Here is a 25488-nt window from a genome sequence, read left to right as displayed (position 1 = left end):
CGTGTGTGATGCGTGGTGGACGGCCACTGCGCTCGCCTTCGCGAATACCTTGGGCACCTTGCCGGGCAATGCGCTTGCGCCACAGGCAGACCGTTTGCACCGAGACACCCAGCTCCCGCGCAATCACCGTATTGGAGTGACCCTCGTGGGTCCACAACGCGATCCGCGCCCGCATCACGTCTCGCTGCGTAGCCGTCTTCCGCTCGATCAGCGATCGCAGTTCCTGTCGTTCTTTATTCGCCAGCTTCACTGGCGTTGCATGGCGGCCTCGGCTCATCCAGAGATGATAACCGAGCCCTTTAATTATTCAATCCATTTACGGGATGTTGTACTAGATACCGTCCACTGCTACAAATCCACGTCGTGAGCCGCACTTCGTAACAGCTGGCGCGCACTGACAAGCGTCCTTGCCAGACGTTCCAAGTAATATTTCAGCAAAGCAACCCAAGCACGGCGGCCCGCACGACAGCGGCGGTCTTGTTCGCGGCCCCCAACTTGAGCATCGCGTTTCGCGTGTGAAACTTGACTGTCTCTACCGAGACAACCAGGATGTCGGAGATTTCCTGGAGCGTCTTACCGTCCGCGTGCCACTTCAGTATTTCGACTTCCCGCGGTGTGAGCGCGGCATCTTCGCCTGAACAGAGCCGCCCCTTAAGCACACACGCGAGCGACAGATGCGCGACGTTCGCGAGCCATCTCATCTTGGATTCGCTCTGGAGTAGTTCGGCTTGCGTCAATGGCTCGCCTGAACGAGCAAGGGTCAACATTCCTCCCAGTCCGTAGCTGTCCCGACACGACTGCGCCCATCCGACCTCGAGTCCATGCGCGCGAGCGTCTTCCCAGAATTGCGGTGTCTGAGGGAATGTCTTACCGCTCCACACCAGCGGCGCCGCGCTTCTCCGTCCGTGCTGGACCGTCGGATCGATCTCGATATAGCGTGCGGCGTCATAGCGCACGCGCCATGCTTCCGAATAGTTATTGAGCATCAGAACCCTGGGCTTCGTCAGCGGCAGTGGCAATTGCAAGCCATACGCGCAGTAATCGAAGCCGAGCGCACGCCCAGCACTTTCGATCCGCGAGAAGACAGTTCTTTCGTGCTCGGCTGCTTCCTTGGGTATCAGCCCCAATAAATCTTCCGCCCATCCATGCATCTGAGTCTCTCTCATTTAGATATATTGTTTTCCCTGCCTCCAACGAAGCATCCAGGGCGGATTTACTACAAATTCATTGAGATACCGGTCGGTATGCTCATTACACGTGTGTCGACTCTCGTAACGTCGTGCATTGTTGCGCGATATCTATTACGGAATTGTGATAACTATTTCGCGATTTCTGAAATGCGGATTCCGCATACCTCGGCACGCTGTACCCCCCCAATTCGTCATTCCCTTTCATTTGGCGAAGGCGTGTACAGGAATTTGTAATTCTCTGATTCATTCGTCTTCACATCCAAATATTACACGCGTATTTCTGCGCCGATCTGTAATCGTTTCCCATGCCCCTCACAAAATGGGTAGGTTCTCGGCCCACCAGAAATTCAGTCTAATTCGCCAGTCTTGAACGGCGCGCTTGGTCCGCCCAGCGGATGCGCCTGTCGGACGGCGAGAAACGGGTAGTCACGGGGTAGCAACGGGGTAGCAACGCCCGAGCGGCAAATGTTGTCCATCCCCCTACATCGAAGGGAACGACATGGTCTTTTCAGCACGTGCGTCGCATACGACATTGCCTTTCGCCGAAGAAGTTGACGAGATCGAGTGCGGCGCGGTCGTGGTCGGCTCGGGCGCGTGCGGCCTGATGACGGCGGTGACGGCAGCCCATCACGGTATTGATGTGAAGGTGATCGAAAAGGCTGACGAGATCGGGGGGTGTAGTGCCTATTCGTTCGGCATGCTCTGGATGCCATGTAATCCAGTTGCTGCGCGCCACGGTATAGCCGATGACCGTGATGCGGCGCTCACGTATCTCGCGGATGAAATGGGCCGCCACTTCGATCCGGACGCGTTCCTGGACTATCTCGACCACGGCCCGCGAGTACTCGACTTCATGGAGCGGCACTGCGGCATCGTGCTCGTGCCGCGCAAGGACTTCCCGGACTATCGTCCGGACAAGGCAGGCGCGCTGCACGAGGGCCGCGCGCTGATACCGCTGCCTTACGACGGGCGACGTCTGGGGCCGTTGCTGCAGCGGTTGCGCGCGCCGCAGAAGACGCTTTTCGGAATGACGTTCACGCCGGCCGAAAACAAGCTCATTTCATCGCGCTCGCCCGCAGGCGTCGCCTATCTTGCGCGACGCTATGCCCGTCATGTCGGTGACCTGGTGCGGCACGGCCGGAGCACGTTCCTGACAGGCGGAAACGCACTGGTCGCTCAACTGCTGAAAGCGGCTGCCGACAGACAGGTTCCGATCCACACCGGCGTCGCGATGCGCTCGCTGTGGCGCAGCGCAGATCGTATTGCCGGCGTGATCGTCGACACGCCACACGGACCTCGCCGGATTCGCTCACGCGAGGGCGTCGTGCTCGCGTGCGGCGGCTATCCGCACGACGTGTCGCGCTGCGAACAGTGGTTCAGCCGACCGCTGACCGACGGACAATCATGGGGACTCGCCCCGGACAGTTGCCGCGGCGACGGCGTGCGCGCGGCGCTCGACGCCGGCGCGCACGCTGCGCGCGACGTCATCAACGATGGCTTCTGGGCGCCGGTATCGCGCGTCCGGGATCACGGCTTCGTGCTTTCGGGACATTTCCGCGATCGCTTTTCGCCGGGCTACATCGCGGTCACGCCCGACGGCCGGCGCTTCGCGAACGAAGCCGATTCGAATCATCATTTCGCGGAAGCGCTGCTGCGCGCGACACCGCCGGGCGGCGAACCGGTCGCGTGGCTGATCTGCGACCGCCAGAGCTTCGCGCTCACCGGCATGGGCGAGGCGATTCACGGCAAGCCGTTTCCGTTCGGCAAGCATCTGCGTTCCGGCTATCTGGTCCGTCGCGATTCCATCTCCGCGCTGGCGGCGGCGATTGACGTGCCGGCCGATGCGCTCATGCAATCCATCGCGCGGAACAACGACGCGGCCCGCACTGGCGTCGACATCGAATTTGGCAAGGGCGACAGCCTGTTCAACCGGTACTTCTGCGGCGGCCGCGGTCCGAACCCGTGCCTTGGCGCGATCGAAGAGCCGCCGTTCTACGCAGTGCGCTTCAGCGTCGGGCACATGGCGACATTGAGCGGCATCGAGACCGATCGCGTCGGCCGCGCACTCGATGCGGCGGGCGCCCCAATCGACGGCCTCTATGTCTCGGGCAACGACCGCGTCAATCTGTTCCGGGGCGCATGCCCGGGCGGCGGCATCACACTCGGTCCCGGTCTCACCTGGGCGCACCTGACGGGCCTGGCGCTCGCCGGCATCGCACCGATGACGCGCGATATCGATCGGGACGTCTCCGCCCGTTGTCCATGACGCGCGTCCCGGCTGCTCCATCCCAACATTGGAAAAGGAAATCCGTTCCATGTCCCATCCGCAAAATGTTTGGCTGATTGCCTGCCCGTCGAGCCGACTCGGCGCACAACAGATCATGGCCGTCACGTTGCTCGACGAACCGGTCGTGATCTATCGCGACGCCGAAGGTGTTCCGCATGCGCTCGAGAATCGCTGCTGTCATCGCGGCGTCGAGCTGTCGCTCGGCCGCGTCACGAACGACGGTCACCTTGCGTGCGGCTACCACGGCTGGGAATATGACGGGGACGGCCGCTGCGTTCACGTGCCGTCGCTCTGCGCCGGCACGCCGGTGCCGAAAGGATTCCGGGTTCGCTCGTACCGCTGCATCGAGCAGGATTTCTACATCTGGGCCTGGATGGGCGATGCCGAACCGCAACCGGAAGCGCCGCCCCGGATTCGCGACCTGGCACTGCACGGCTGGCGTCAAGGCACGGTGCGCGCAGACTGCCGAGCGGACTTCCTGATGGAAAACATTCTGGATTCGTCGCACGTGCCGTTCGTGCACAAGGGAACGCATCCGTCCTATTTCTTCAACCGGATCAACGGATTCGTCGAATACGACTATGAACTTCGCGTGACCGAGCGCGGCCTGATCGTGTTCTACCCGCCGCTCTCCGATGCCGACGCAGAATTCAGCGGCGACGATGTCAGCTCGTATCTGCAATTTGAATTGCCGGATCGCATCTATGTGTTCCAGCGCGGTGCGAAGCATCACTTCCATCTCGTGCTGCATCTCGTCCGCGAGGCGGAGAATCGCTCGCGGATCGAATGGATCATGGTCGATGTCGCGAATGCGCCCGGTTCCGTCACGTGGGACGACAACTACAACACGACATTGAACCAGGACAGAGTGATCCTCGAAAGCGCGCAGACCAACTACGACCGCGCCGGCGCCGATTTCGAGCGCCACGTTCCCGCCGACTTTCCGTTGCTTCAACTGCGCAAGGCGGTGGAGATTTTCGATGCCGGGGAATGGCCTGCACGACGTCATGAGCTGACCCAGCGCAAGCTGGTCCGGGTGCGGCAATGACCCACGCTCTCCCCTCGCTCGCGGAGCGATCCGCGCCGGTCGCTGCACCGCGTGGGGCGACCCTCGCCGGCGATGTGCGTCGCACGCGGCTGGCCCATGACCTCTGGCCGACGTTGCGCCGGCAGGCCGAAGAAAATGCCCGCCGCGAACCGCTGTTGTTCGCCTACCTCAATGCCCGCGTGCTCGCCCACGATGGTCTGGATATCGCCCTTAGCCACGCCGTAGGGGACGCACTCGGCAGCGACGCGCTTCCGCGCACCGAGCTTGCGTCGCTCACGATGCAATGCCTTGCCGATGATCCGTCGATCTCGGACAGGACCCGGCTCGATCTGCATGCGACTTACACGCGCGACCCCGCCGCGTACGATCTCGTCAACGTGTTCGCGAACCAGAAGGGTTTCCAGGCGCTCCAGGCATACCGGATCGCGCACCATCTGTGGTGCGCCGGCCGCCACGGCCTCGCGCTCTTCCTGCAAGGCCGGATCGCCCAAACGTTCGCACTCGACATCCATCCGGCCGCGTGCATCGGCGGCGGCGTCACGATCGATCACGGCACCAGCATCGTAATAGGAGAAACCGCCACCGTTGCGGACGACGTCGCGCTGTTCCAGGGCGTCACACTCGGCGGCACCGGTAAGGAGCGCGGCGATCGCCATCCGAAAATCGAACGCGGCGCATTGCTGTGCGCCGGCGCGAAGATTCTCGGAAACGTGCAGATTGGTGCGTTTGCGCGCATCGGCGCCGGCGCGATCGTGCTCTCCGATGTGCCGGCCGGCGCGACCGCGGTCGGCATTCCCGCCGCCGTCGTCAATACACGCGATCTGTCCGGCGAAGCCGGATACGACGCGTCATGACTCCGCCGCACGCGGTCTGGCGGAACGGTTTTTCGCGTGTCGACGACGTGCTGCGCCGCTTCATCGCGGCCGAGGTACTGCCGTGCGCCGCCGCGGCCGTCGTCGTCGGTGACGACATCGTGCATCAGGCCTGCATCGGCTGGGCCGACCGGGAACGACGCGTTGCGCTGTCCGACGCCCACGTGTTCCGCATCTTCTCGAACACTAAGCTGGTCACATCGTGCGCAGCGCTGCTGCTCGTTGATGACGGCATGATCGACCTCGACGAGCCGGTCGCGGACCGGCTTCCGGCCTTGCGCGGCATGCGGGTGCTGCGCGCCGGCGCAACGCGGCTCGACGACACCGAGCCGCTCGCCCGGCCGATCACCGTGCGCAACCTGTTCACGCACACGGCCGGCTTTTCATACGCGCATACGCGACGCGGCACGCTGCTCGGCGACGCATACGACAGCCTGAAGATCCTGCAGGATTCGAGTCAATCGCTCGCCGACGTCGTCGATACGCTCTCACGGTTGCCGCTGATGTTCCAGCCCGGCACGCGCTGGGAATATTCGGTCAGCACGGACGTGCTCGCGCGGCTTGTGGAAGTCGTCGGCGGCGCGCGCCTCGATCGCTTCTTTGCCGAGCGCATCTTCGAACCGCTTCAGATGACCGACACGGCGTTCCATCTCGCGCCGGCGCGCCGCCACCTGCTCGCGGGCCTGTATCGCAGCGTGCATCCGGAGATGCCGCTGCGAGGCGGCCTCGAACGCTGCGACCACGTGCTGCCGGAACATGCGTACGCGAGCGGAAGCGCACTGCAGTCGGGCGGCGGCGGCCTGCTGTCGACGACACACGACATGGCGAAGCTGGTGCGCAGTCTCGTGTCGCCGCGACGCGCGCTGCTGAAGCCGACAAGCCTCGCGTGGCTCGTGACCGACCAGCTCGCGCCCGGCGTCGAGATGCGCCTGCCAGGCGGACGCCCGATCAGCGGCAAGGGATTCAGCTTTTGCGGCGCAGTGACGCACACGCTGTCCTCGCTCGATCCGCCTGGCGCGCTTGGAGAAGTCCAGTGGGGCGGCATGGCGGGCACGCACTGGTGGGTCTCGCCGTCGAACCGATCGGCCGCGGTGATCATGACGCAGCGGCACATGGGTTTCTGGCACCTGTTCGCGTTTCAGGCGCGCCGCGAGATCTATGCGGCGCTCGATGCGATGCACGACTGCGTGGCCGCAGCCGACACGCTCGCATAGCGGCTTGCGCGTGCCGCATGGGCGCGCAATGTTTCGCGAATATTTCGCAAGACACTACCCATTTTGGCAGGATTACGAACGTTCCGAAATCGGATGTAATCGCGGCACGCACTTCCATGAACCGAGGGTACGAATCATGCGATTTTACGTCGGCGCTCGCGCAGATTTCGACAGTGACCTGCTCGCTCGGCTCGAGCGATATCGCCACAGGGTGTTCATTGAAAAACTCGGCTGGAACCTGCGTTGCGAAACCGGGCTCGAGCGAGACCAGTTCGATCGCCCCGACACGGTCTATGTCGCTGCGCTGAGCGGCGACGCAATCGTCGGCGCGGCGCGGCTTCTGCCCACCACGCGCCCGTACCTGCTCGGCGATGTGTTTCCCGATCTGCTTGCGGGTCAGCCGCTGCCTGCCGAGCCAGCTGTCTGGGAATTGTCGCGTTTCTGCGCCGTGGACTTCCGCGGGTCCGGCGACTCGCCGCTCGCGCAGTTCTCGTCAAGCGTCGCCGCCGCGCTGCTCGACCGCGCGCTCGAATGTGCGTCCGCGCTCGGTGCATCCGTCGTCGTCACCGTGTCGCCTGTCGGCGTCGAGCGGCTGCTCGCGCGCAACGGCTTCTCGGGCCGCCGTGCGGCACCGCCGCGCGTCGCGGACGGCCAGCTGATCGCCGCGTACTACATCGCGTGCACGACGCGCAACACCCGCACCGCCGACGACGTGCCTCAGCACGTGCTCGAAGAAGCCACCGCCTGAATCCGCACCCACGCGCCCGCGCAACGGAGATGCCTGCCATGACGTCCCTCGAACGATCCGAGATCGAACGCGAAGTAATGGACTCCCTCGTCCACGTGCTGAAAATCGACACTGCGACGCTGCAACCGGACATGTCGCTGGCCGAATCGGGAATCGATTCGCTCGGACTCGTCGAAGCGGTATTCGTCATCGAACAACGTTTCGATATCTCGATTCCGTACAACGCCAACGTCGAGAACGACGGCGATACCGGCGCATTCCGGTCGGTCAGCGACCTGCTCGGGCAGATCGTCGATCTCGTGCTCGCGAAGCGCATCGTCGCCACACTCCCGCAGCACGCGTGAAGCGATACCCCCCTCTCTGATACGGATCACTCGGATATGAATCGCATCGTGGTGACTGGCCGTGGCGTGCGTTCGGCGATCGGCGGCAGTGTCGCCGAATTCTCGCGCGCGCTGCAGGCTGGGACGGTTGGCATCAGGCCCCTCTCCGGCCTGCCGGCAAAAGTCGGCGCGCCCATCCTCGGCCTCGATCCGACCGCGTCGTTCGGCGCCGCCGATGTCGCGCTGATGGACCGAGCGACCCAGCTCGCGCTATTGAGCGTGCAGGAAGCGGTCGACGAAAGCGGGCTCGACGCTGGCGGCGGGCTAGGTCCGCGCGCGGCCGTGATCGTCGGCGCCGGCTCCGGCAATATCTGCAGCCTCGAGGAGTCGTACCGGATACACCTGGGCGACGGCGCGCGACGCCTGCATCCGTTCACCGTGCCCAAGATCATGGCCAATGCGGTCGCGAGCCATATCAGCCTGCGCTACGGCGTCACCGGCCCCGCGTTCGTGATCTCGGCCGCGTGCACGTCCTCCGCGTACGCGATCGTCGTCGGCATGCAGCTGATCCGGTCCGGCGCGGTCGACGTCGCGATCGTCGGCGGCACAGAGGCGTGTCTCGTCGAAGGCAATCTCAAGGGTTGGGAAGCGCTTCGGGTGCTGGCGCCGGATACGTGTCGCCCGTTCTCGAAAGGAAGGCGCGGACTCGTGCTCGGCGAGGGGTCCGCGATGCTGGTGCTGGAGTCGTTCGCGCACGCGCGCGCGCGCAGCGCGACGATTGCCGGCGAACTGTGTGGGTACGCGATGAATTCGGATGCGCATCACATCCTGAGCCCGTCGCTCGAAGGACAGGCAAACGTGATCCAGGCGTGTCTGCGCGACGCGGGCATCGCCGCAAGCGACCTCGCCTACACGAACGCGCACGGCACGGGCACGGCGGCCAACGATGTCACCGAGACGCGCGCGTTGCGCCGCGCGTTGGGGGACGACGCCAAGCGCGTGCAAGTGTCGTCGACGAAGTCGATGCATGGCCACACGCTCGGCGCAGGTGGCGCGCTCGAGCTGCTCGCGACGCTCGTCGCACTCGAAGCGCGATTCGCGCCGCCGACGATGAACTTCTCCGAGCCGGACCCCGAATGCGACCTGAACTACGTGCCGAACGAGCCGCAGCCGTTGCGAGCGGGCTCGTGCGCGCTCAGCAATTCGTTCGCGTTCGGCGGCCACAACGCGGTGCTGGCGGTTCGGTCGCCAGCCTACGTCTGATCAACCTCCTTCGAAAGAGCGTCACTCATGCGACTGAATTACGCGGAAATCGTGCAGACCCTTCCTCACCGCGCGCCGATGCTTCTGATCGACGAGGTGAAATCGCTCGACCAGCCGTTCAGTATTGTCGCGATCAAGCGTCTCAAGCACGACGAGGCGGGGTTCAGCGGCCATTTTCCCGGCTACCCGGTCTATCCGGGCGTGCTGATCGTCGAGGCAATCGCGCAGGCAGCGGCGCTGCTTGCGATTCGCAGCGTCGGCGACGAAGTGGCGAATGAGCTGCCCGTCCTCACCGGCATCGAGCGCGCGCGCTTCCTGAAGGCCATCCATCCCGGCCAGGAACTCGAACTGCGCGTGAAGCGCGATCGTGCCTGGGGTCGTTTCTGGCGGCTGAACGGCGAGGCCCGCGTCGACGGCGCGCCGGCTGCCTCCGTCACGTTGATGGCCACGATGATGCCGCGCCCCCCCAACGGCGTAGCCCCGCATGCCGCCTCCGACCAGCACGGAGTGCTGCAATGACGGCCACCGCGACTCCGTTCGATCCTCGCGGCGTCTATCTCGCCGACCGGCGCGAGCAGGAATTCCTGCTGTGGGAGCTCTTCGACATTGAACGCACGCTGCTCACCGCCGCACCGTACGACCGCGTATCGCGCGCCGACATCGAAGCGCTGCTCGCACGCGCACGCGAACACGCGCGCACGCTTGAAGAAGCGTTCTACGACAGCGACCGGCACCCGGCGCGCCGCGTCAGCGACGACGATGTCGAGATTCCTGCCGCCTATCCGGCAATGTGGTCGGAGCATCTGCGCGACTGGTTCTGGATGCGCCATCAGGCCGACATGAGCGGCACGCTGCGCGATACGTCGCCGCGCGTGCCGCATCTTGCGATTCAGGTCACGATGGAAATGTTCTTCGGCTCCAATCCGTCGTTCATGCCGTATTCCGGATTCACGCCGGCCGCCGCGGCGCTGCTGCGCGAGCACGGAACCGACTTGCAGCGCCGTCGCTTTCTCGACAAGCTGGAAAGTGGCGAGTGGGATGCATGCCTGTGCGCAACGGAACGCGAGGCCGGTTCCGACCTGTCGTCGATTCAGACCCGCGCGACGCATCTCGCCGACGACATGTATGCGATCAGCGGTGAGAAGATCCTCGTCAGCGCCGGGATGCACGCGCTGACCGGCAACACGCTCTACCTCGTCCTCGGCCGGATCGACAGCGCGCGTCCGTCGCCGTTGTCGCTGTCGTGCTTCATCGTTCCGCGCTACTGGATCGAGGACGACGGCCGCGTCGTGCCGAACCATGTCGTATGCGCCGAGGTGCACGACAAGATGGGGCTCAAGGGCTGCGCGAACACGCGGCTCGTGTTCGGCCGCGACGGCGCGACGCGCGGTTTGCTGCTCGGCGATTCGCCGAACGTCGCACTGCTGCAGCTGTATGCGCTGATGAGCCGCGCGCGCATCGAGACCGGCATCTTCGGGGTTTCGCTCGCATCGTCGGCGTACCTGCACGCGCTTGGCCACGCGCGCCGTCGCGTGCAAGGCACGACGTTCGACAAGTCGTCGAATCCGTGGGCGCCCAAGGTCGCGATCATCGAGCATCACGACGTACAACGCATGCTGTTCGACATGAAGGCCAAGGTCGAAGGCTGCCGGCTCATCGTCGCGCGGATCACGTTCTGGGCGTCGCGCCTGCAGCAGTGCCGGGCGGCGTTGCAGCACGCCGCTGACCCCACGCTGCGCGCGCAAGCCGAACGGCTGTCGCGGCTGATCGCGTTGTTCGGCCCGGTATCGAAGGCGTACATCTCAGAGGAGGTATGGCACGTCGTCACGCAGGCGATCCAGGTGCACGGCGCGTCTGGCTACCTGCGCGAACGGCCGCTCGAACAGTACGCGCGCGACCTCAAGGTGCTGAGTCTCTGGGAAGGCACCACCTACATCCAGGCGCAGGATCTCGTGCGCGACAAGCTCGGATTCGGCCGCAAGCGCGCCGCGATGCTCGACTTGCAGGAGGAGATCCTGCAAGTCGCCGACGCGGCGCGAAGCGCGCCGGAGCTGACCGACGACGCCACCGCGCTCGTACGCGCGTGGGACACGCTCGACGGCGCGCTGACCACGCTCGGCACGCTGGCCGAGGCCGGCCGGATGATGCAGGCCAGCCAGTTCATGACGCGCTTCATGACGATGTTCGGCGACGTCATCGTCGGCTGGAACCTGCTCGACGCCGCGAATGCCGCGCATCGCAAGCTTGCCGCGCTCGATGCCGGCAGCGACGACCGCCCGTTCTATCTCGGCAAGATCAAGTCAATGCGCTACTTCGTGCGCAACATACTGCCGCGTGTCGACGCGACCGCCGCGCTGCTGCGGCAAGCCGACCACTGCCATGTCGACGCCGACGCGGCGGAATTCGCGTCGCCCGTCGCCGAGGAGTTCCAATGATGGAATCGCTCTCCAGTCTGCTCTTTGCCGCCGCCGCTCGCGACGGCGATCGCGTCGCTCTGGTCGACGAGCAGGTTTCGCTCACCTATGCGGCGTTCGCGTCGCGCGTCGAGCATTTCGCGCAATGCATGCTCGCGGCAGGCCTGCGGCGGCAGGACCGCGTCGCGGTGTTCATGGACAAGTCCGCAGACGCGTGCGCGCTGATCCTCGCCGCACTGCACGCGGGCGGCATTGCAGTGCCGATCAACCCGAAGCTGAAGCCGCAGCAGGTGCGCTACATCCTCGAGAACTGCGCCGCCGCGCAGCTCTTCGTCACGACATGGCGCGAGCGCGAGCTCGGCATGCAGCTCGACGGACTGCCCGCTCTGCGCGTGCTGCGCCCTGACACGGTGGACGCACCCGAGACGCCGCTCGCCACGCATCGGAACATCGACGGTGATCCTGCCGCGATTCTCTATACGTCCGGCTCGACCGGACATCCGAAGGGCGTCGTCGTATCGCACCGCAACCTCGTCGCCGGCTGCCGGTCGGTCAACGCCTATCTCGGCACGCGGCAGGACGAGACGGTCCTTGCGCTATTGCCGCTCAGCTTCGATGCCGGCCTGAGCCAGCTGAGCACCGGGATCGCCGCCGGCGCACGCGTCGTGCTGCATACGCCGATGCAGGCGCAAACGGTCGCGAACGTGGTCGCGCGACACGAGGTGACGTCAATCACCGCCGTGCCACCGCTCTGGTCGATGCTGACGCAGGCCGACTGGACGCACGTCGACACGCGAAGCGTCAGACGCTTCGCGAACACGGGTGGTCACATGAGCGAGTCGCTGCTCGCGAAGCTGCGCGGCATCTTTCAGGCGGCGCAGCCGTTCCTGATGTACGGTCTGACGGAAGCGTTCCGCTCGACGTACCTGCCGCCCGAAGAGATCGAGCGCCGCCCCGGATCGATCGGCAAGGCGATCCCGAACGCCGAGATCCTCGTGCTGCGCGAGGACGGCGAGCCGTGCGCACCCGACGAACCGGGCGAACTCGTGCATCGCGGCGCACTCGTGACGCTCGGCTACTGGAACGACCCCGCGCGCACCGCCGAGCGCTATCGGCCGCTGCCGAACCGTCAGTGCGACGGCCTCACCCCCGAATACGCAGTGTGGTCCGGCGACGTCGTGAGGCGCGATGCAGAAGGCTTTCTGTACTTCATCGGCCGTCGCGACGAGATGATCAAGACCAGCGGCTACCGGATCAGCCCGACGGAGCTGGAAGCGACGCTCGGCACCCTGCCCGGCGTACACGAAGTGGCCGTGTTCGGCATCGCGGCGGGCGACATCGGCGACGCAATCTATGCGACCGTCTCGCCCCTCGACACCAACGCCGAGCCCGGCGCGCTCAAGATGCGGATCGAAGCGCAATGCCGCGACACGCTGCCCGCGTATATGTGGCCCCAGATCGTGATGATGCGCGAGCTGCCGCGCTCCGCGAACGGCAAGCTCGACCGGCCCGCGCTGCGCGCGCACTGCGCGCATTTCCACGACGAGCGTCAGCGATGAAAACCGGATCGACTCCCCTGATGCAGGCGCCCGATCCCGACGACCTGCAACTCGTCGACGCGCTCGCGGACACCGACGCGCGCGGCGCGCCCGAGGATACTGCGCTTCACGTGCGCCGCCTGTCGGTCGAGCTGCCGGGCGGGCCGCTGCGCGTGTCCAACTGGCGCGTCGGCCACGGCGACAAGGTCGCGGTGATCGGCCGCAACGGCGTCGGAAAGACGAGCCTGACGGAAGCGATCCTCGGCCTGCGCGCTGGCGCACACACCGACGGCACGATGCTTCACGCTCCGCTGCGCGACTGGCATCGCAAGCCCGCGCTGCGCCGGCGCCTGGGCGTGCAGTTGCAGCGCGTGTTCTTTCCCGGTCGCCCGCGCATCGGCGAACTGGTCGCGCTGCATCGCAAGCTGTATCGCACCACGTCGGACCGCGTGATCGACGCCCTCGGCATCGGCGCGCTGTCGTCGCGACTCTACGAACTCCTGTCGCGCGGCGAAACGCAGCGCGTCGACCTGTTCCTCGCGCTCGCGCACGAACCGGCGATGCTGTTCCTCGACGAGCCGTTCACCGGCCTCGATCCAAATTACGCCGCGCAGCTCAGCGCGCTGCTCGAGGACATGCGCGACACGACGCTCGTGATGTGCTGCCACACGCCTACCGAACTCGCACTGAGCACGCACACCGCGTGGCTGAGCCGGAACGGCTTCGTTCGCCACGAGCGCACCGACGCGCTGCGCCGCGCGCTCATCGGAGATTACCGCCTGGCCGTGCATTGCCGCACGCCCGACGGCGCGCGGCGCCTCGGCGGCGAGTTGCGGCAGCGCGCGCCGCTCGACGGCACGCCGCGCGTCGAGCACGCGGTCGTCACGGTCGCATCGGCGCGCCAGGAAGTCGAACTCGCCCGCGCGCTGCTCGGGCATTCGGACGTGCTGCGCGTCGAGATGGGCCAGAGCGACCTGAACGACCTACTCCGATACTGCGCCGAGGAGCATTAAGTGCCGATTCATCTTCCCCGCCTGATCTACAACGAGCTGGCCATCCTGGTCCGGGATTCGTCCGTGCTGTTCTGGATCTTCCTGTTCCCGCTGTTCTTCATGTTCATGTTGCTGTTCGCGTTCGGCAGCTCGGGCAGCCTGCCGCAGCAGACGATCGAGATCGTCGACCTCGACGGCACGCAGGCGTCCGCGCGCTACATCGCCGAGATCCGCCGCGCGTTCGCTGCCAATAGCTCGACGCCCGGCCTCATCGCCGCCGCACATGCCGACACGCCAGTGCGCGGCGACGCGTCGCGCATCACGATTCCCGACGGCTTCGGCCGCTCGCTCGAGCTGCACCGGCCGATCGACGTTTCCGTCAGCTACGCGCAGGACGGTCTCGGGCCGCAACTCGTCACGCGCGTGCTGCGCGCCGTCAGCCTGCATTTTCAGTCCGTCGAGACCGGCGAGCCCGAGCTGATCGACGTGCGCGCGGACGGCCGCGGCTCGCGGGGCGCGCTGGCATTCGTCCACTACGTGCTGACCGGCACGATGGTGATGGCGATGATGTCGGCCGGCATGACGTCGATCTGCGTCGCGCTCGCGTACCGGCGCGAACGCAACGGCTTCAAGATGCTCGCGTGCATGCCGCTCGGCGCGTTCGACTTCCTGTTCAGCATGCTCGCGGCACGGCTCATTGCGCTGATCGTCGCCGCATTCGTCGTCGTGCTGTGCGCGCAACACCTGTTCGGCATCCCGCTCGTGCTGACGTTCGGCCGAGTCGCACAAGGGAGCGTCGTGATGATCGTCGGCGGCACGATGCTGCTCTCGCTCGGCATGGCGCTCGGCTCGCGGCTGTCGACGGTGTCCGATGCGAATTTCGTCACGGGGCTCGCCTACATCGGCCTGTTGTTCCTGAGCGACCTGACGATGCCGCTCAACAGCATGCCCGTGAATGTTGCGAACGTAATGGCGCATCTGCCGCCCGCCCTGTTCGTCCATACGTTGCGCGACGTGTTCGTCCAGGCCGACGGCCTCGGCCAGCATTGGCCGTCGCTCGCCGAAATGGCCGGATGGACCACCCTCTTCGCCGTGCTCGCGCTCGTCACGTTCCGCTGGCACCGGCAATGACGCGCGCACGCCCCGATTTCGACCCACCTGCCTTTCCGGAGATGCTCATGAACACGCAAGTCACGCTGACCCAACTGACCGACCACGTGCAGCAGGCGCTCAACCTCGACACGATCGATCCCGACACGCCGATCGGCGAGCTGGGCTTCGACTCGATGCGGATCGTCGAGCTGATCCTGATCTGCGACAAGCTGTACAACACGTCGATCAATCCGGAATCGATCGAGCTGACCCAGTACACGACACTGCGCGATCTCGACAAGCAGTTCCTCGCGATGCCGCGCAAGAGCGCCGACGCAACCGCAGCCGCCGGCCGCTGACTCGCGATGACGCCCCATCTTTCGATCGGCACGCTCGACACGCTGCAGCCGGCCGCGCTCGAGACGCCCTGCTACCTGTTTGATCCCGCCGTCGTCATCGAGGATCTGAACGGGCTGCGCGATGCGCTCGGCGGTCCCGTTATCGTGTCGCTGAAGGCGAGCCCGGTGCTCGACCTGATCGTCCGTTGCAACCATGCGTTCGGCGACGGCGTCGAGATCGCGTCGCTCGGCGAACTGAACCTGACCGTCGGCCGCATCAACGTGCCGCGCATCGTCAATACTCCGGCGCTGGACGCGCCGCTCGTTGCCGCGGCGCTTGCGTCGCGCGCGATGCTCGTCGCCGACAGCCCGTTCCAGGTCGACCTGATCGAAGCGGCCGCCGCGAAGGCGCGCGCGAGCGGCCGCCCCGCGCCGGCCATCGTGTTGCGCCTGAACGCGATGAGCGTGCTCGAACGGCGCAACGTTCCGGCCGATCATTTCGGCATGGACCTGCGCACCGTGCACCGCGTCCTCGACCGCTTCGGCAGCGCGGCGTCGGGCGTGACCGTTGCGGGCCTTCACGTGTTCGCCGGCTCGCTCACGTTCGGGCAATACGGCATCCCGCTCGCGGAGGCGCTCGCGCGCATCGTGCCCGACCTGTGCCGCTACCCGGCCGCACCGCTCGAATCCGTCACGATCGGCGCAGGACTTCCCGGCGACTGGCGAACGGCATCGTACGATTTCGCCGCGTATCGCGCCGCGCTCGAGCCGCTGCGCGCGCGCCTGAGCGTGAAGCACGAAGCCGGCCGCGCGGTGTTCGCCCGCTCGGGCGTGTTTGCAACGCGCGTCGTCGCGGTCAAGGACATCGACGGACGCGGCATCGTCGTCTGCGACGGCGGGATCGCGCACTGCTTCCCGCTCGCGCAGACCGAGCAGATCATGAAGCGCTGGCGCACGCCGTGGCTCGTCCGCGCCTCGGACGCGCAGGTTGCGCCGTACGCCGCGCCGCGCATGCTCGCGGTCGTCGGGAACAGTTGCAACCGTGCAGACATGATCGGCGAGCTGCAGGCAACGCACGCGCCGCAGCCCGGCGACCTGCTGGTCTTCGAGGACTGCGGCGCGTATCACACGTATTCGCCGACAGGTTTCCTGAACCTGCGGCAAGCCCAGCGATACATCGCATCATGAGCGCCACCGAAATCGATCCGGCGTCGCCGCCCCCGCTCTCCGGCTGCTATGCGGCCGGCAGGTACCTGCGCTCGCCGTTCGCCGGCACGTTCCGCAAGGCCGAACTCGAATCGGTGCCGATGACGCGCGCGAGCGAATATGCGCAGGGCGTGCTGCTCGAACATCCGAGCGTCGCGCCGGTGATCGTGTCGCCGGGCGAGCGGTACGCGTTGCTCGCCGACCTCGTGCGCGGGCTGCGCCGCCACGTCGACGGACTGAGCTGCGTGCTCGTGCGCCTTTACGGGCCCGACTTCAACGTCCAGTTGCCGGCGGACCTGCTCGCGGACGACGTGCTGCTCGTGCATCGGCCGCTCGATGTGCTGCCGGCCATCGTCGCGGCCGGCAACCGCAACATCGCATCGATCGATCAGAACCTGCGCGCGGACGGCCCCGAATTCGGGATGAACACCCTGCGCGTGAGCATGCTGCAACCGGAATGCGCCGCCGTCGCGCTGCGGCAGCTGACGGCGTTCGTAGACGGCTGCCCGGCGATGCAAGCGTTGAGCGGGCTTCATATCGCGATGCTGGACGGGACGCGCGCATCATGACGACCGGCCTGCGCTCCCCCGCCCATATCGACGCGGTCGCGCACACGCGCGTCTCGACGCCGGTCGTCGACGCCGCCGTGGGAATCGACGAGCGCGTCCTCTGGCTCGCCAATGCATGTGCCGAGCAGGCCGGCCGAACGATCGCGCGGCTACCTGCCCGGCCCGACCTGCACGTCGTTTGCTCGACGACGTTGAGCAAGATGGTCAGCGGCCACGATGTGCGCACATCGATGCTGTTCGACGCAATTGGCGCGCGCAGCGGTTCGCGGCCCGCGGCGCTGCTGCTCGCCTACCAGTGCGCCGGCTGGGGCTACGCGCTGCGCTTCGCGGCCGCGCATAGCCGCACGCGCGTGTTGCTGCTGACGATCGTCGACGCGGACTTACACGACATGATGCGTACCGGCTACGAAGCCGCGATCGACCGGATCGGCTATGGCGTGACGACGGTCGCGCTCGAGCTGCGCGACGCGCTCGACACACTGCGCTGCGACGGCCCGTTCGCGAATCGGGGATTTGCGGACCTGCTGCACGCGGTGCGGCGATTGCACCAGCAGCGCGGCATATCGCCGACGTTCCTGCCGTTCCTGCCCCAGAGGCTCGCCGACATCGCGCGGCGCTCGGTCGGCGAACAGCTGGGCAGGAACCGCCACGACGCCTACGGCCATACGTTCGGCGCCGATCCGTGGATCGGACTCGTCGAATGGCTGCGGGCCGAGCCGCCTGAGGCCGAATGCGACGTGACGCTCGGCGCCTTCGCATTCGACGGCTATTACACGGCCGCGACGCTGCGCGTCGGCCCGCGCACCGCAACCGAGCTGCACGTCAACGCCACGGAGAGCCTGCCATGACGCAGACCGCACCGCACCTGCTCGCGCCCCGTCTCGACGCCGTCTCGCACTGGCGTATCGAGCCTCCGTTCGCCTGCGCGGACGCCGACTGGCTGGACCGCGCCGAGCGTGCCGGGCGCGTCGCCGGCACGCAGCTTCAACACGCGCTGCGCGCGACGGGTTTCGAGCCGCAGAGCGTGATGGTGCTGTCGACGATCATGGACAGCACGTTCACCGCGCCGCAGCGTGCGGTCGCTCGCTTCGTCGCCGCCATCGCGTCGACGAGCGGCCATGCGCCGCAGGGCATTGTCAGCGCGTACCTTTGCGCAAGCTGGGGCTTCGCGCTGAGGCATCTGCAGCGTAATACCGCGCTGACCCGCATTGCGCTTCTGATCGTCGATCTCGACGTGCACGACATGGCCTGGCATCTCGATCACCCGCTGACGGGCCGCAGCGGCTTCGGCACGACGACGCTGTTGTTCTCGCTGCCGCGTGCCCCGGCGGCGTTGCGGCCCGAGTGCTCCGGACCGCATCCGAACAGCGCATACAGCGAGTTCGTGATGGCGCTGCGCCGGCACGCGGCCCTCGCCGAGCCCGCAGCGTGCTTCATCCCGTTCACGCGCACGCCGCTGCATGCGACCGCGCGGGCCGCGCTCGGCGGCACGCCGCTCGCACCGAATCGCTACGACGCGTGGGGGCATTGCTTCGGCGCCGATCCGTGGATCGGGCTGATCGAGCACCTCGCGCCAGGCCCGCATCCTGCGCCGCTGCTCGTGCTGTGCGGCGCGATCGCGCTGAACGGCTACTACACGCTCTGCCCGATCGCGCTGCATGACACGCTCTTCAGCGAGTTCCGGCATCTCGACGGCGCGGCCGAGCGCATCGACCGCGCACTCGCCGACCAGCCCGCCGCGGCGTCTTGCCCAACCTGACAGGAAACGGAATTCACCGACGATGAACAACCACTGGTATATCGGATCACCCTCGTCGCAGCTCGGCAGCGCGCCGATTGCGACCCGGATCTTTGACGAGCCGATCGCGCTGTATCGCGATCGGGACGGCCGCGCGTTCGCGCTTGAGGATCGCTGCTGCCACCGCGGCGTCCAGCTCTCGAAAGGTTGCGTGACGGACTCGGGACGGATCGCCTGCGCGTATCACGGCTGGGAATACGACGGCGATGGCCGCTGCGCGCACGTGCCGTCGTTCGTCGCGGGCACGCGCATTCCCGACGGCTTCAAGGTCAAGAGCTACCCGGTTCGCGAACAGGACCACTACGTGTGGATCTGGATGGGCGACCGCGCGCCCGAAGGCGCCCCGCCGCGGATTCCCGGCGCGCACGACTATGCCTGGCGGCAGGGCCACGTGCACGTCGCGTGCAATGCGACGACGTTCCTCGAGAACATGCTCGACGGCGCGCATGCGGTGTTCACGCACAAGGGGGCACATCCGTCGTACTTCTTCAACGTGCTGAACGGTTTCAAGGAATACGAGTACGAGGTGCGCGTGACGGACACGGGCTTCACGCTGTTCTACCCGCCGACGTCGGACGAATCGGAGCCGATCCCGGCTCATGCGGACTCGCGCGCGACGTTCGAGCTGCCGGACCGCGCGATCATCTTTCAGAAGGGACTGCGCACAGATTTCTTCAACGTGATTCACATGGTGCCGACGGGCGCAACGACGTGCCGCGTCGAATGGCTCACGCGGCAGCCGGGCGACGAACCGATGGTCGAATGGTGCGACGACGAGCCGCGCACGCTGGAGCAGGATCGCGTGCTGCAGGAAAGCGCGCAGCGCAATTATTCGCGCGCGGGTGCCGCGTTCGAGCGGCACGTGCCGGCCGATTACGCGACGCTGCTCGTGCGAAAGATCCTCGAGCTCGCGGCGAAGGGCGAGTGGCCGGCGCAGCGGCATACGCTCGTCGCGCGCAAGCTCGTGCTCGTGCGGCAGTGACGCGACGGAGCCCGCCGACATGGTCTGCATCACATCGATCGAAATGCACGACAGCGGTCTGAGCCGCCGCACCGGACTGCGCGGCGCGCTGCTCACGCGGCGCGCGAACCTTGGCGACTGCACGGATGCGCGCAGCCTGCTGACACGCGTCGCATCGCCGCGCCCCATGCGCCATCCGGCCTGCGTCATCCCGCTGTCGGCCGCCTGGCGCAACGAGCCGAGCTCGACCGCGCTGGCGCTCGACGTGTCGAAGCGGGCGCTCGCCGCCCATGCACCGGATTCGATCGGTGCAATCGTCTACTGCCATGCGGTGCCCGACGAGCAATCGACCGATTCGAGCGCGGGCCGCCTGCAGTTCGAGCTCGGGCTGCGCAACGCGAACCCGTTCTCGATTTCCCAGGCGCACAACACGGCGGTACTGATCGGGCTCGATCTCGCGGCGGGTCTGATCGAAGGACCGGAAGCGGCGGAATCGGTGCTGCTCGTCGCCGTAGACAAGCTGGCGTTCGGCCAGCCGCCGACGAACCCGTGCAGGATGGACTGGGCGGACGTCGCGGCGGCCGCCGTGATCAGCCGCGACGCGAGCGCAGGCTGGCGCGTGCGGCGCGTCGCGCTCGGCCGGTTCGCAACGCCACTCGGCACGCGCGACCGCTGGCCCGAGGACGCGACGCTCTCGTTCGCAGACTACTGCGCGGCGTCGCTCGCGCAATGCGTGCGCGGCGAGGAAATCGGTCCGGACGACCTCGACGCGGTCGTCGCATCGACGCCCGACGCCGGCTTTGCGCGCCGCGTCCATGCGCTCGCACAGCTCGGACACGTGCGAGGGGTGGTTCCCTCGTCAGGCCTCATCGCCAGCGCGGACCTGCTACTGCAGATTGCCCGCGTCGCGCCGGACGTCGCACCCGGCCGATCGATTCTTGGATGGTGCAACGGAAACAACGGAGAGTTTGCATGCTGCCTGCTGACGCGCATCGGATGAAACCGCCCGCCCCGTCGTTCGGGATCGTCGCGGGCGCAAGCTACCTGCCGCCGGAACGGCGCAGTCTCAATGACTGGGCGAAGGCTGTCGGACCGGCCCAGCGGCGCCTCCTCGGCTCGATGCAGGACAACGGCCTTGCGTATTACCACGTCGCGCCCGACATGGACATCGAGGCGCTGAGCTGCGCGGCCGTCGAGCGCCTGCTCGACACGAGCGCGCTGGAGCCGGAGCGCATCGATCTCGTGCTGTACTGCCACACGAACTCCACCAGCATGATGGCGGCGCCCGACAGCATCCCGGCGACGCTCGCCAGGCGCTTCGGCATGCGCAATGCGCACGGCCATTCGATCGCGCAACAGAACTGCGCGTCGCTCGTCTGCGCGCTGCGCCTGCTGAAGACGCTGATGTGGCGGCATCCGGCGCTCGACAACGTGCTGATCGTCAGCACCGACAAGGTATTCGGCGAGCGCTTCCGCAACGTGAGCAGCTACGCGATCCAGAGCGACACGTCGCTCGCGATATGGGTCGCGCGCGGCTACCCGCTCAACCGCATCGGCCACATCGCTTACTACATCGACAGCCGCTATTACCGCGGCGCCGCGAAGGGGCCCGAACTGGGCCAGCGTTTCGCGCTGAACTACCCGATCCTCGCGCATCAGGTGATGACCGACGTGATGCGCGCACACGGCTGGCTCGCCGGCGACGTGGATGCGGTGCTGCCGATGAACGCGAACCTGTCCGCGTTCACGCGCGTGATGGACATGCTCGGCCTGCCGCACGAGAAGCTGCACAGCCGCAACATCGGCACGATCGGCCACATGTTCTGCTGCGACCCGTTCTGCAATTTCCTCGAGCGCTTTTCCGACCCGGCACTTGTCGCGAGCGGCAACGCGATCCTGTTCGCGTCGGCCAGCTCCGGCGTGTTCTCGGCCGTCGGCGTCAGCGATTCATGGACCGGCGCGGTCGACGTCGCGCCCGCCTCCGTCCGGATCCCGACACGCCAACCCGTCTCGTCCCCGTTGCCGTGACGACGGCCTCGCGGACGGGGCCGGGAACGCCTCGACGCCGCGAGCCATTCGACGAACGTTCCCTCGATCGGATTCAGGAGCCAACCCATGCCATTCCTCGTTCGTACCGCCATTGCCATCATGATCGCCTGCGCGTCGGTCCATCCAGTGATCGTGTCCGCCGCCGGCGAAGCCGCTGCGCAAGCCGCCGAAGCGCCGCGCGTTGTCTATCACGTTGACGACGTCGCGTCGATGCGCGACGCGCTCAACAACATCAAGAGCCAGATCGCAGTCACGCCGAACGCGCGGATCATCCTGCTCGTCAACGGGCGCGGCATCTTCGCGCTCGTGAAGGGCGAAGGCGACCGCCAGGGCGAGTACGGCAGCACCGTCGCCGAGCTCGCGGCGAAGGGCGTCCGCTTCGACGCGTGCGGCACGGCGATGCGCAAGAACAATGTCGTCGAGTCGATGCTGGTGCCCAACGTGACGGTCGTGCCGTCCGGCGTCGTCGAGCTGACGCGCCTGCAGACGGTCGAGCACTTCGCGTACATCAAGCCCTGACGCGGCGCCGGCCATGCAGACCGTATCCTTCATTCCGCCTCTCGGCGCGACGCGCCCGCGACCGCGCGCCGCCGCACGGCTAGCGGTCGCGCTCGTCGCGAGCGTGGCGCTTTACGCGTGCTCCGATCGCGGCCCTGACGCGAGCGCCGGCGTCGCACCGTCCGCCGACAGCGCGCGCGCGCAGTTTCCGCCGGGCAAGTACGGAGAGCTCGCGTACCAAGGCTACCTGATCTTCACACAGACGCCGAAGGCAGCGCGGATCTACACCGGCAATGGCCTGAGCTGCGCAAACTGCCATCTCGACAACGGGCGGCGGCCCGATTCGGCGCCGATGTGGGGCGCGTTCGGCATGTATCCGGCATACCAGGCGAAGTTCGACCGCGTGGTGACGCTCGAGGAACGCATCCAGCAGTGCTTCCAGTTCAGCGAGAACGGTATCAGCCCGCCGCTCGACAGCAACGAGATCCGCGCGATCGTCACCTACATTCAGTGGGTGTCGCGCGACCGGCCGGTCGGTGTCGCGCTGCCGGGGCGCGGCTTTCCGACGGTGCCTGACACGGGCTCCGATCCCGATCCGCTGCACGGCAAGGTGCTGTTCGGCGAGCGCTGCGCAGCGTGCCACGGCGCTCACGGCGAAGGCCGCAAGAACAGCGCTGGCGACTACGCGTTCCCGCCGCTGTGGGGCTTCCAGAGCTTCAACAAGGGCGCGGGGATGCATCGCATCGACCTGCTCGCGGGATTCCTGAAAGCCAACATGCCGTACGGCAATCCGAACCTGACGGATCAGGACGCGTGGGACATCGCCGCATGGGTCGAATTGCAGGAACGCTGGCCCGATCCGCGCAAGGGCCTGTTGTTTGGTTTTCTGGAGCGGTGATCGCCATGTCCAACCCGCCCCCGACGTTTCGCAGCGACGCCGCCCGCGGCGGTTTCATGCGCGGATGGCCGTGGAATCGAACGGCCGTCGGCAACGCGCTGGCCGGCCATCGCCCCGCGCCGGGCGACATCCGCGCCGCGTGGGTGTCAGCGCTGATCATGTTGCCGCAGGCGATCGCCTTCGCGGTGATGGCCGGCCTGCCGCCCGAGATGGGGATTTACTCATCGGTGATTCCGGTGGTCGTCGCGGCCGTACTCGGCCCGTCGCCACGGCTGCTGTCGGGCCCCAACACCGCGGTCGCGATCATGCTCGGCGCGGCGCTCGGCCCGCTCGGCGTGCCGGGCAGCGTCGAATACGTGACATACGCGGCGGCACTGTCGGCGCTCGTCGGCCTGTTGCAGCTCGCGGCTGCGCTCGGCGGCATCGGCCGGCTGCTGTCATGCCTGCCGCGCTTCACGTCGACCGGGCTCAGCATGGGCATCGGGATCGCGATGATGAGCTGCCAGGCGGCGCCTGCGCTGGGCTTGCTGCCGCCGCCCGGCATCCCGGCGTGGATCGGCCCGTGGCTCGACGCGCAGCGCTGGTCCGCGATCAATCCATATGCCGTCGTCGTGACCGTCGTGACGATTGCGGCCGGCCAAATCTTCACGCGCTGGTCCACGCGCTGGATGCCGGGGCTCGTCGCCGCCATGCTGTTCGGCGCCGCGACCGGCTGGACGCTCGACTTGCTGCTCGGCCCCACGACCGTTCATCTCGAACGCATCGGTCACCTGAGCCTGCATCTCGGGCGAGTTCCGTTCCAACTGCCGTCGGTCTCGATCGAGGACTTCTACGTGATCAAGCAGCTCGGCGTCAGCGCCGTCGGCATCGCGATCGTCGCAAGCCTGCAATCGGTGCTGATCCTGCGTTCGCTCGAACCGGACGGCGGTTCCCGCCAGTGCCGGCGCGAGCTGGCCGCACAGGCGGCGGCCAACCTGGCCGCGGCGACATGCGGCGGCTTCGCGTGCTCCGGCTCGTTCAACCGCACGGCGTCGCATGTCGAGGCCGGCGCGCGGACGCGCGCCGCCGCTGTGCTGTCGTCGCTGATTCTGCTCGGCATCTCGCTCGTCGCCGCACCGGTCTACGCGTATCTGTCGCGCCCCGCGATCGCCGGCGTGCTCGTTCTCGTCGGCTGGAGCATGGTTCGCTCCGGCTGGAAGGCCGTGCGAGCGGATCACGGATTCGCGCGCTGGGCGACGCTCGCACTCGCGCTCAGCGTATACGTCGTCGGCGTCCAGGCCGCGCTGGCGCTTGCCCTGATCCTCGCCGCCGTACCGACATTCTTCCAGTCACCCGCTCCGTCCGTTGACGGCTCCCGACATGAACGCTAACTTACATGCCTCGTCCGGTGGGCCGGACGCCGCGGCGCTCGTTACCGGCGCAAGCCGCGGCATCGGCCGGGCGATCGCCCTTCGCCTTGCCAGCCTTGGCTCGCCCGTGATCGTCAACTACCACACGGACGCCGACGCCGCGCAAGCCGTCGTCGACGAGATACGTGCGCGCGGCGCCCACGCGGCCGCATGCGCGGCAGACATTCGCGACGCTGCGTCCGTCAAAGCCATGTTCGCCAACATCAAGGCCCTCGGATTCCGGATAGACACGCTCGTCAACAATGCGGGCATCGCACGCGATAATCTCGCGGCGCTGATGAGCGACGACGAGTGGACCGACGTCATCGACACGTCGCTGACGGGCGCTTTCTGGTGCGTGCGCGCCTGCCTGCCGGCAATGATCGCGAACCGCAGTGGACGCATCGTCAACGTCGCCTCGGTCAGTGGCCTGCACGGCCAGCCCGGCCAGGCGAACTACGGCGCGGCAAAAGCCGGGCTGATCGCGATGACGCGCTCGCTCGCGCGCGAGCTTGCCCGTTACGGGATTCGCGCAAACGCGGTCGCGCCGGGCTTCGTCGATACCGACATGCTCGCCCGGCTTGCTGCCCGCGACGCCGGCCACAAGAGCCTCGAATTCGCGCGGCAGCACCTGGTGCCGCTCGGCCGGTTCGGCAAGCCCGACGAAGTAGCCGAAGCCGTCGCGTTTCTCGCATCGGACGCCGCCAGCTATATCAGCGGCCAGGTGCTGGCGGTCGATGGAGGAATGAGTGCATAGTCCTACTCGGCCGCTCTCGGCCAACGTCACAGCCAACACACGACA

The 25488-nt window shown here is 66.8% G+C and carries 26 protein-coding genes; 24 read left to right on the top strand and 2 right to left on the bottom strand.

Features of this window, described 5'->3' with window-relative positions; all coding sequences use genetic code 11:
• Both DID96_RS29280 and DID96_RS29275 read right to left on the bottom strand, forming a co-directional pair.
• The coding region (locus tag DID96_RS29280) for a helix-turn-helix domain-containing protein (protein WP_260464038.1) at positions 1-250 on the bottom strand (250 nt) is incomplete at its 3' end.
• Between the two features lie 181 nt (positions 251-431).
• Positions 432-1151, bottom strand: coding sequence for a LuxR family transcriptional regulator (locus DID96_RS29275; protein ID WP_124602722.1), 720 nt, complete (start codon positions 1149-1151; stop codon positions 432-434).
• 571 nt (positions 1152-1722) lie between these two features.
• On the opposite strand from DID96_RS29275, the gene DID96_RS29270 reads away from it, so the two are divergent.
• The 24 genes from DID96_RS29270 to fabG all read left to right on the top strand — a co-directional run bounded on the left by DID96_RS29270 (position 1723) and on the right by fabG (position 25443).
• The gene (locus tag DID96_RS29270) at positions 1723-3456 is read left to right on the top strand and encodes an FAD-dependent oxidoreductase (RefSeq protein WP_185732395.1); all 1734 of its coding nucleotides are present in this window, start codon (positions 1723-1725) and stop codon (positions 3454-3456) included.
• Between the two features lie 49 nt (positions 3457-3505).
• On the top strand, positions 3506-4525 hold the full coding sequence (locus DID96_RS29265) for an aromatic ring-hydroxylating dioxygenase subunit alpha (RefSeq protein WP_124602714.1): 1020 nt from the start codon (positions 3506-3508) through the stop codon (positions 4523-4525).
• On the top strand, positions 4522-5379 hold the full coding sequence (epsC, locus tag DID96_RS29260; RefSeq protein ID WP_124602713.1) for a serine O-acetyltransferase EpsC: 858 nt from the start codon (positions 4522-4524) through the stop codon (positions 5377-5379). Before DID96_RS29265 ends, epsC begins: the two co-directional genes overlap by 4 nt.
• The gene (locus DID96_RS29255) at positions 5376-6611 is read left to right on the top strand and encodes a serine hydrolase (RefSeq protein ID WP_124602712.1); all 1236 of its coding nucleotides are present in this window, start codon (positions 5376-5378) and stop codon (positions 6609-6611) included. Before epsC ends, DID96_RS29255 begins: the two co-directional genes overlap by 4 nt.
• Before the next feature lie 136 nt (positions 6612-6747).
• Positions 6748-7359, top strand: a complete 612-nt coding sequence (locus DID96_RS29250) for an acyl-homoserine-lactone synthase (RefSeq protein ID WP_124602711.1) — start codon at positions 6748-6750, stop codon at positions 7357-7359.
• Between the two features lie 38 nt (positions 7360-7397).
• Positions 7398-7703 (top strand): acyl carrier protein, encoded by a 306-nt coding sequence (locus tag DID96_RS29245; protein WP_221624620.1) that lies wholly within the window; start codon positions 7398-7400, stop codon positions 7701-7703.
• Positions 7704-7739: 36 nt separating this feature from the next.
• Positions 7740-8945 (top strand): beta-ketoacyl synthase, encoded by a 1206-nt coding sequence (locus DID96_RS29240; protein ID WP_124602710.1) that lies wholly within the window; start codon positions 7740-7742, stop codon positions 8943-8945.
• A 27-nt stretch (positions 8946-8972) separates the two neighbouring features.
• Positions 8973-9464 carry a 3-hydroxyacyl-ACP dehydratase FabZ gene (gene fabZ / locus DID96_RS29235; protein ID WP_124602709.1) on the top strand — a complete coding sequence of 164 codons (492 nt, stop codon included), beginning with the start codon at positions 8973-8975 and terminating at the stop codon, positions 9462-9464.
• A complete protein-coding gene (locus tag DID96_RS29230; RefSeq protein ID WP_124602708.1) occupies positions 9461-11380 on the top strand; it encodes an acyl-CoA dehydrogenase in 1920 nt (639 codons plus the stop codon). The genes fabZ and DID96_RS29230 overlap by 4 nt, the downstream gene beginning before the upstream one ends.
• Entirely contained in the window at positions 11377-12918 is a 1542-nt protein-coding gene (locus DID96_RS29225; RefSeq protein ID WP_124602707.1) for an acyl-CoA ligase (AMP-forming), exosortase A system-associated, read from the top strand. Before DID96_RS29230 ends, DID96_RS29225 begins: the two co-directional genes overlap by 4 nt.
• Positions 12915-13910 (top strand): ATP-binding cassette domain-containing protein, encoded by a 996-nt coding sequence (locus tag DID96_RS29220; RefSeq protein WP_185732393.1) that lies wholly within the window; start codon positions 12915-12917, stop codon positions 13908-13910. The genes DID96_RS29225 and DID96_RS29220 overlap by 4 nt, the downstream gene beginning before the upstream one ends.
• A complete protein-coding gene (locus DID96_RS29215) occupies positions 13911-15020 on the top strand; it encodes an ABC transporter permease (RefSeq protein WP_124602705.1) in 1110 nt (369 codons plus the stop codon).
• A gap of 47 nt (positions 15021-15067) precedes the next feature.
• The gene (locus tag DID96_RS29210) at positions 15068-15340 is read left to right on the top strand and encodes an acyl carrier protein (protein WP_260464037.1); all 273 of its coding nucleotides are present in this window, start codon (positions 15068-15070) and stop codon (positions 15338-15340) included.
• Between the two features lie 6 nt (positions 15341-15346).
• Positions 15347-16507 (top strand): PLP-dependent decarboxylase, encoded by a 1161-nt coding sequence (locus DID96_RS29205; protein ID WP_124602704.1) that lies wholly within the window; start codon positions 15347-15349, stop codon positions 16505-16507.
• Entirely contained in the window at positions 16504-17094 is a 591-nt protein-coding gene (locus DID96_RS29200; RefSeq protein ID WP_124602703.1) for a hypothetical protein, read from the top strand. Before DID96_RS29205 ends, DID96_RS29200 begins: the two co-directional genes overlap by 4 nt.
• Entirely contained in the window at positions 17091-17942 is an 852-nt protein-coding gene (locus tag DID96_RS29195) for a hypothetical protein (RefSeq protein WP_124602702.1), read from the top strand. Before DID96_RS29200 ends, DID96_RS29195 begins: the two co-directional genes overlap by 4 nt.
• Positions 17939-18853: a hypothetical protein gene (locus DID96_RS29190; protein WP_124602701.1), complete on the top strand. Its 915-nt coding sequence runs from the start codon at positions 17939-17941 to the stop codon at positions 18851-18853. Before DID96_RS29195 ends, DID96_RS29190 begins: the two co-directional genes overlap by 4 nt.
• A 22-nt stretch (positions 18854-18875) precedes the next feature.
• Entirely contained in the window at positions 18876-19874 is a 999-nt protein-coding gene (locus DID96_RS29185; RefSeq protein WP_185732392.1) for a Rieske 2Fe-2S domain-containing protein, read from the top strand.
• 19 nt (positions 19875-19893) lie between these two features.
• Positions 19894-20853, top strand: coding sequence for a hypothetical protein (locus DID96_RS38465; protein WP_185732391.1), 960 nt, complete (start codon positions 19894-19896; stop codon positions 20851-20853).
• The gene (locus DID96_RS29180; RefSeq protein WP_185732390.1) at positions 20826-21881 is read left to right on the top strand and encodes a 3-oxoacyl-[acyl-carrier-protein] synthase III C-terminal domain-containing protein; all 1056 of its coding nucleotides are present in this window, start codon (positions 20826-20828) and stop codon (positions 21879-21881) included. The genes DID96_RS38465 and DID96_RS29180 overlap by 28 nt, the downstream gene beginning before the upstream one ends.
• Positions 21882-21968: 87 nt before the next feature.
• Positions 21969-22421 carry a DsrE family protein gene (locus DID96_RS29175; RefSeq protein WP_124602698.1) on the top strand — a complete coding sequence of 151 codons (453 nt, stop codon included), beginning with the start codon at positions 21969-21971 and terminating at the stop codon, positions 22419-22421.
• Positions 22422-22434: 13 nt separating this feature from the next.
• Complete coding sequence (locus DID96_RS29170; protein WP_124602697.1) at positions 22435-23298, top strand: c-type cytochrome; 864 nt, start codon at positions 22435-22437, stop codon at positions 23296-23298.
• 5 nt (positions 23299-23303) lie between these two features.
• On the top strand, positions 23304-24668 hold the full coding sequence (locus DID96_RS29165) for a SulP family inorganic anion transporter (RefSeq protein ID WP_185732389.1): 1365 nt from the start codon (positions 23304-23306) through the stop codon (positions 24666-24668).
• On the top strand, positions 24658-25443 hold the full coding sequence (gene fabG, locus DID96_RS29160; RefSeq protein WP_124602719.1) for a 3-oxoacyl-ACP reductase FabG: 786 nt from the start codon (positions 24658-24660) through the stop codon (positions 25441-25443). The genes DID96_RS29165 and fabG overlap by 11 nt, the downstream gene beginning before the upstream one ends.
• Positions 25444-25488 lie beyond the last annotated feature (45 nt).

Origin of the sequence: Burkholderia sp. Bp8963 (genome assembly GCF_003854275.1) — a bacterium.
Taxonomy (GTDB): Bacteria; Pseudomonadota; Gammaproteobacteria; order Burkholderiales; family Burkholderiaceae; genus Burkholderia.
The sequence above is the reverse complement of the archived record's forward strand: the minus strand, read 5'-3'. Positions and strand labels throughout refer to the sequence as shown.

What these genes read in the sequence shown, in the direction of transcription:
- DID96_RS29245 (WP_221624620.1), top strand. Translation starts at nt 7,398, where the DNA reads ATGACGTCCCTCGAACGATCCGAGATCGAACGCGAAGTAATGGACTCC.
- DID96_RS29200 (WP_124602703.1), top strand. Translation starts at nt 16,504, where the DNA reads ATGAGCGCCACCGAAATCGATCCGGCGTCGCCGCCCCCGCTCTCCGGC.
- DID96_RS29195 (WP_124602702.1), top strand. Translation starts at nt 17,091, where the DNA reads ATGACGACCGGCCTGCGCTCCCCCGCCCATATCGACGCGGTCGCGCAC.
- DID96_RS29265 (WP_124602714.1), top strand. Translation starts at nt 3,506, where the DNA reads ATGTCCCATCCGCAAAATGTTTGGCTGATTGCCTGCCCGTCGAGCCGA.
- DID96_RS29185 (WP_185732392.1), top strand. Translation starts at nt 18,876, where the DNA reads ATGAACAACCACTGGTATATCGGATCACCCTCGTCGCAGCTCGGCAGC.
- fabG (WP_124602719.1), top strand. Translation starts at nt 24,658, where the DNA reads ATGAACGCTAACTTACATGCCTCGTCCGGTGGGCCGGACGCCGCGGCG.
- fabZ (WP_124602709.1), top strand. Translation starts at nt 8,973, where the DNA reads ATGCGACTGAATTACGCGGAAATCGTGCAGACCCTTCCTCACCGCGCG.
- DID96_RS29190 (WP_124602701.1), top strand. Translation starts at nt 17,939, where the DNA reads ATGACGCAGACCGCACCGCACCTGCTCGCGCCCCGTCTCGACGCCGTC.
- DID96_RS29220 (WP_185732393.1), top strand. Translation starts at nt 12,915, where the DNA reads ATGAAAACCGGATCGACTCCCCTGATGCAGGCGCCCGATCCCGACGAC.
- DID96_RS29275 (WP_124602722.1), bottom strand. Translation starts at nt 1,151, where the DNA reads ATGCATGGATGGGCGGAAGATTTATTGGGGCTGATACCCAAGGAAGCA.
- DID96_RS29240 (WP_124602710.1), top strand. Translation starts at nt 7,740, where the DNA reads ATGAATCGCATCGTGGTGACTGGCCGTGGCGTGCGTTCGGCGATCGGC.
- DID96_RS29205 (WP_124602704.1), top strand. Translation starts at nt 15,347, where the DNA reads ATGACGCCCCATCTTTCGATCGGCACGCTCGACACGCTGCAGCCGGCC.
- DID96_RS38465 (WP_185732391.1), top strand. Translation starts at nt 19,894, where the DNA reads ATGGTCTGCATCACATCGATCGAAATGCACGACAGCGGTCTGAGCCGC.
- DID96_RS29175 (WP_124602698.1), top strand. Translation starts at nt 21,969, where the DNA reads ATGCCATTCCTCGTTCGTACCGCCATTGCCATCATGATCGCCTGCGCG.
- epsC (WP_124602713.1), top strand. Translation starts at nt 4,522, where the DNA reads ATGACCCACGCTCTCCCCTCGCTCGCGGAGCGATCCGCGCCGGTCGCT.
- DID96_RS29170 (WP_124602697.1), top strand. Translation starts at nt 22,435, where the DNA reads ATGCAGACCGTATCCTTCATTCCGCCTCTCGGCGCGACGCGCCCGCGA.
- DID96_RS29255 (WP_124602712.1), top strand. Translation starts at nt 5,376, where the DNA reads ATGACTCCGCCGCACGCGGTCTGGCGGAACGGTTTTTCGCGTGTCGAC.
- DID96_RS29250 (WP_124602711.1), top strand. Translation starts at nt 6,748, where the DNA reads ATGCGATTTTACGTCGGCGCTCGCGCAGATTTCGACAGTGACCTGCTC.
- DID96_RS29180 (WP_185732390.1), top strand. Translation starts at nt 20,826, where the DNA reads ATGCTGCCTGCTGACGCGCATCGGATGAAACCGCCCGCCCCGTCGTTC.
- DID96_RS29210 (WP_260464037.1), top strand. Translation starts at nt 15,068, where the DNA reads ATGAACACGCAAGTCACGCTGACCCAACTGACCGACCACGTGCAGCAG.
- DID96_RS29225 (WP_124602707.1), top strand. Translation starts at nt 11,377, where the DNA reads ATGATGGAATCGCTCTCCAGTCTGCTCTTTGCCGCCGCCGCTCGCGAC.
- DID96_RS29165 (WP_185732389.1), top strand. Translation starts at nt 23,304, where the DNA reads ATGTCCAACCCGCCCCCGACGTTTCGCAGCGACGCCGCCCGCGGCGGT.
- DID96_RS29230 (WP_124602708.1), top strand. Translation starts at nt 9,461, where the DNA reads ATGACGGCCACCGCGACTCCGTTCGATCCTCGCGGCGTCTATCTCGCC.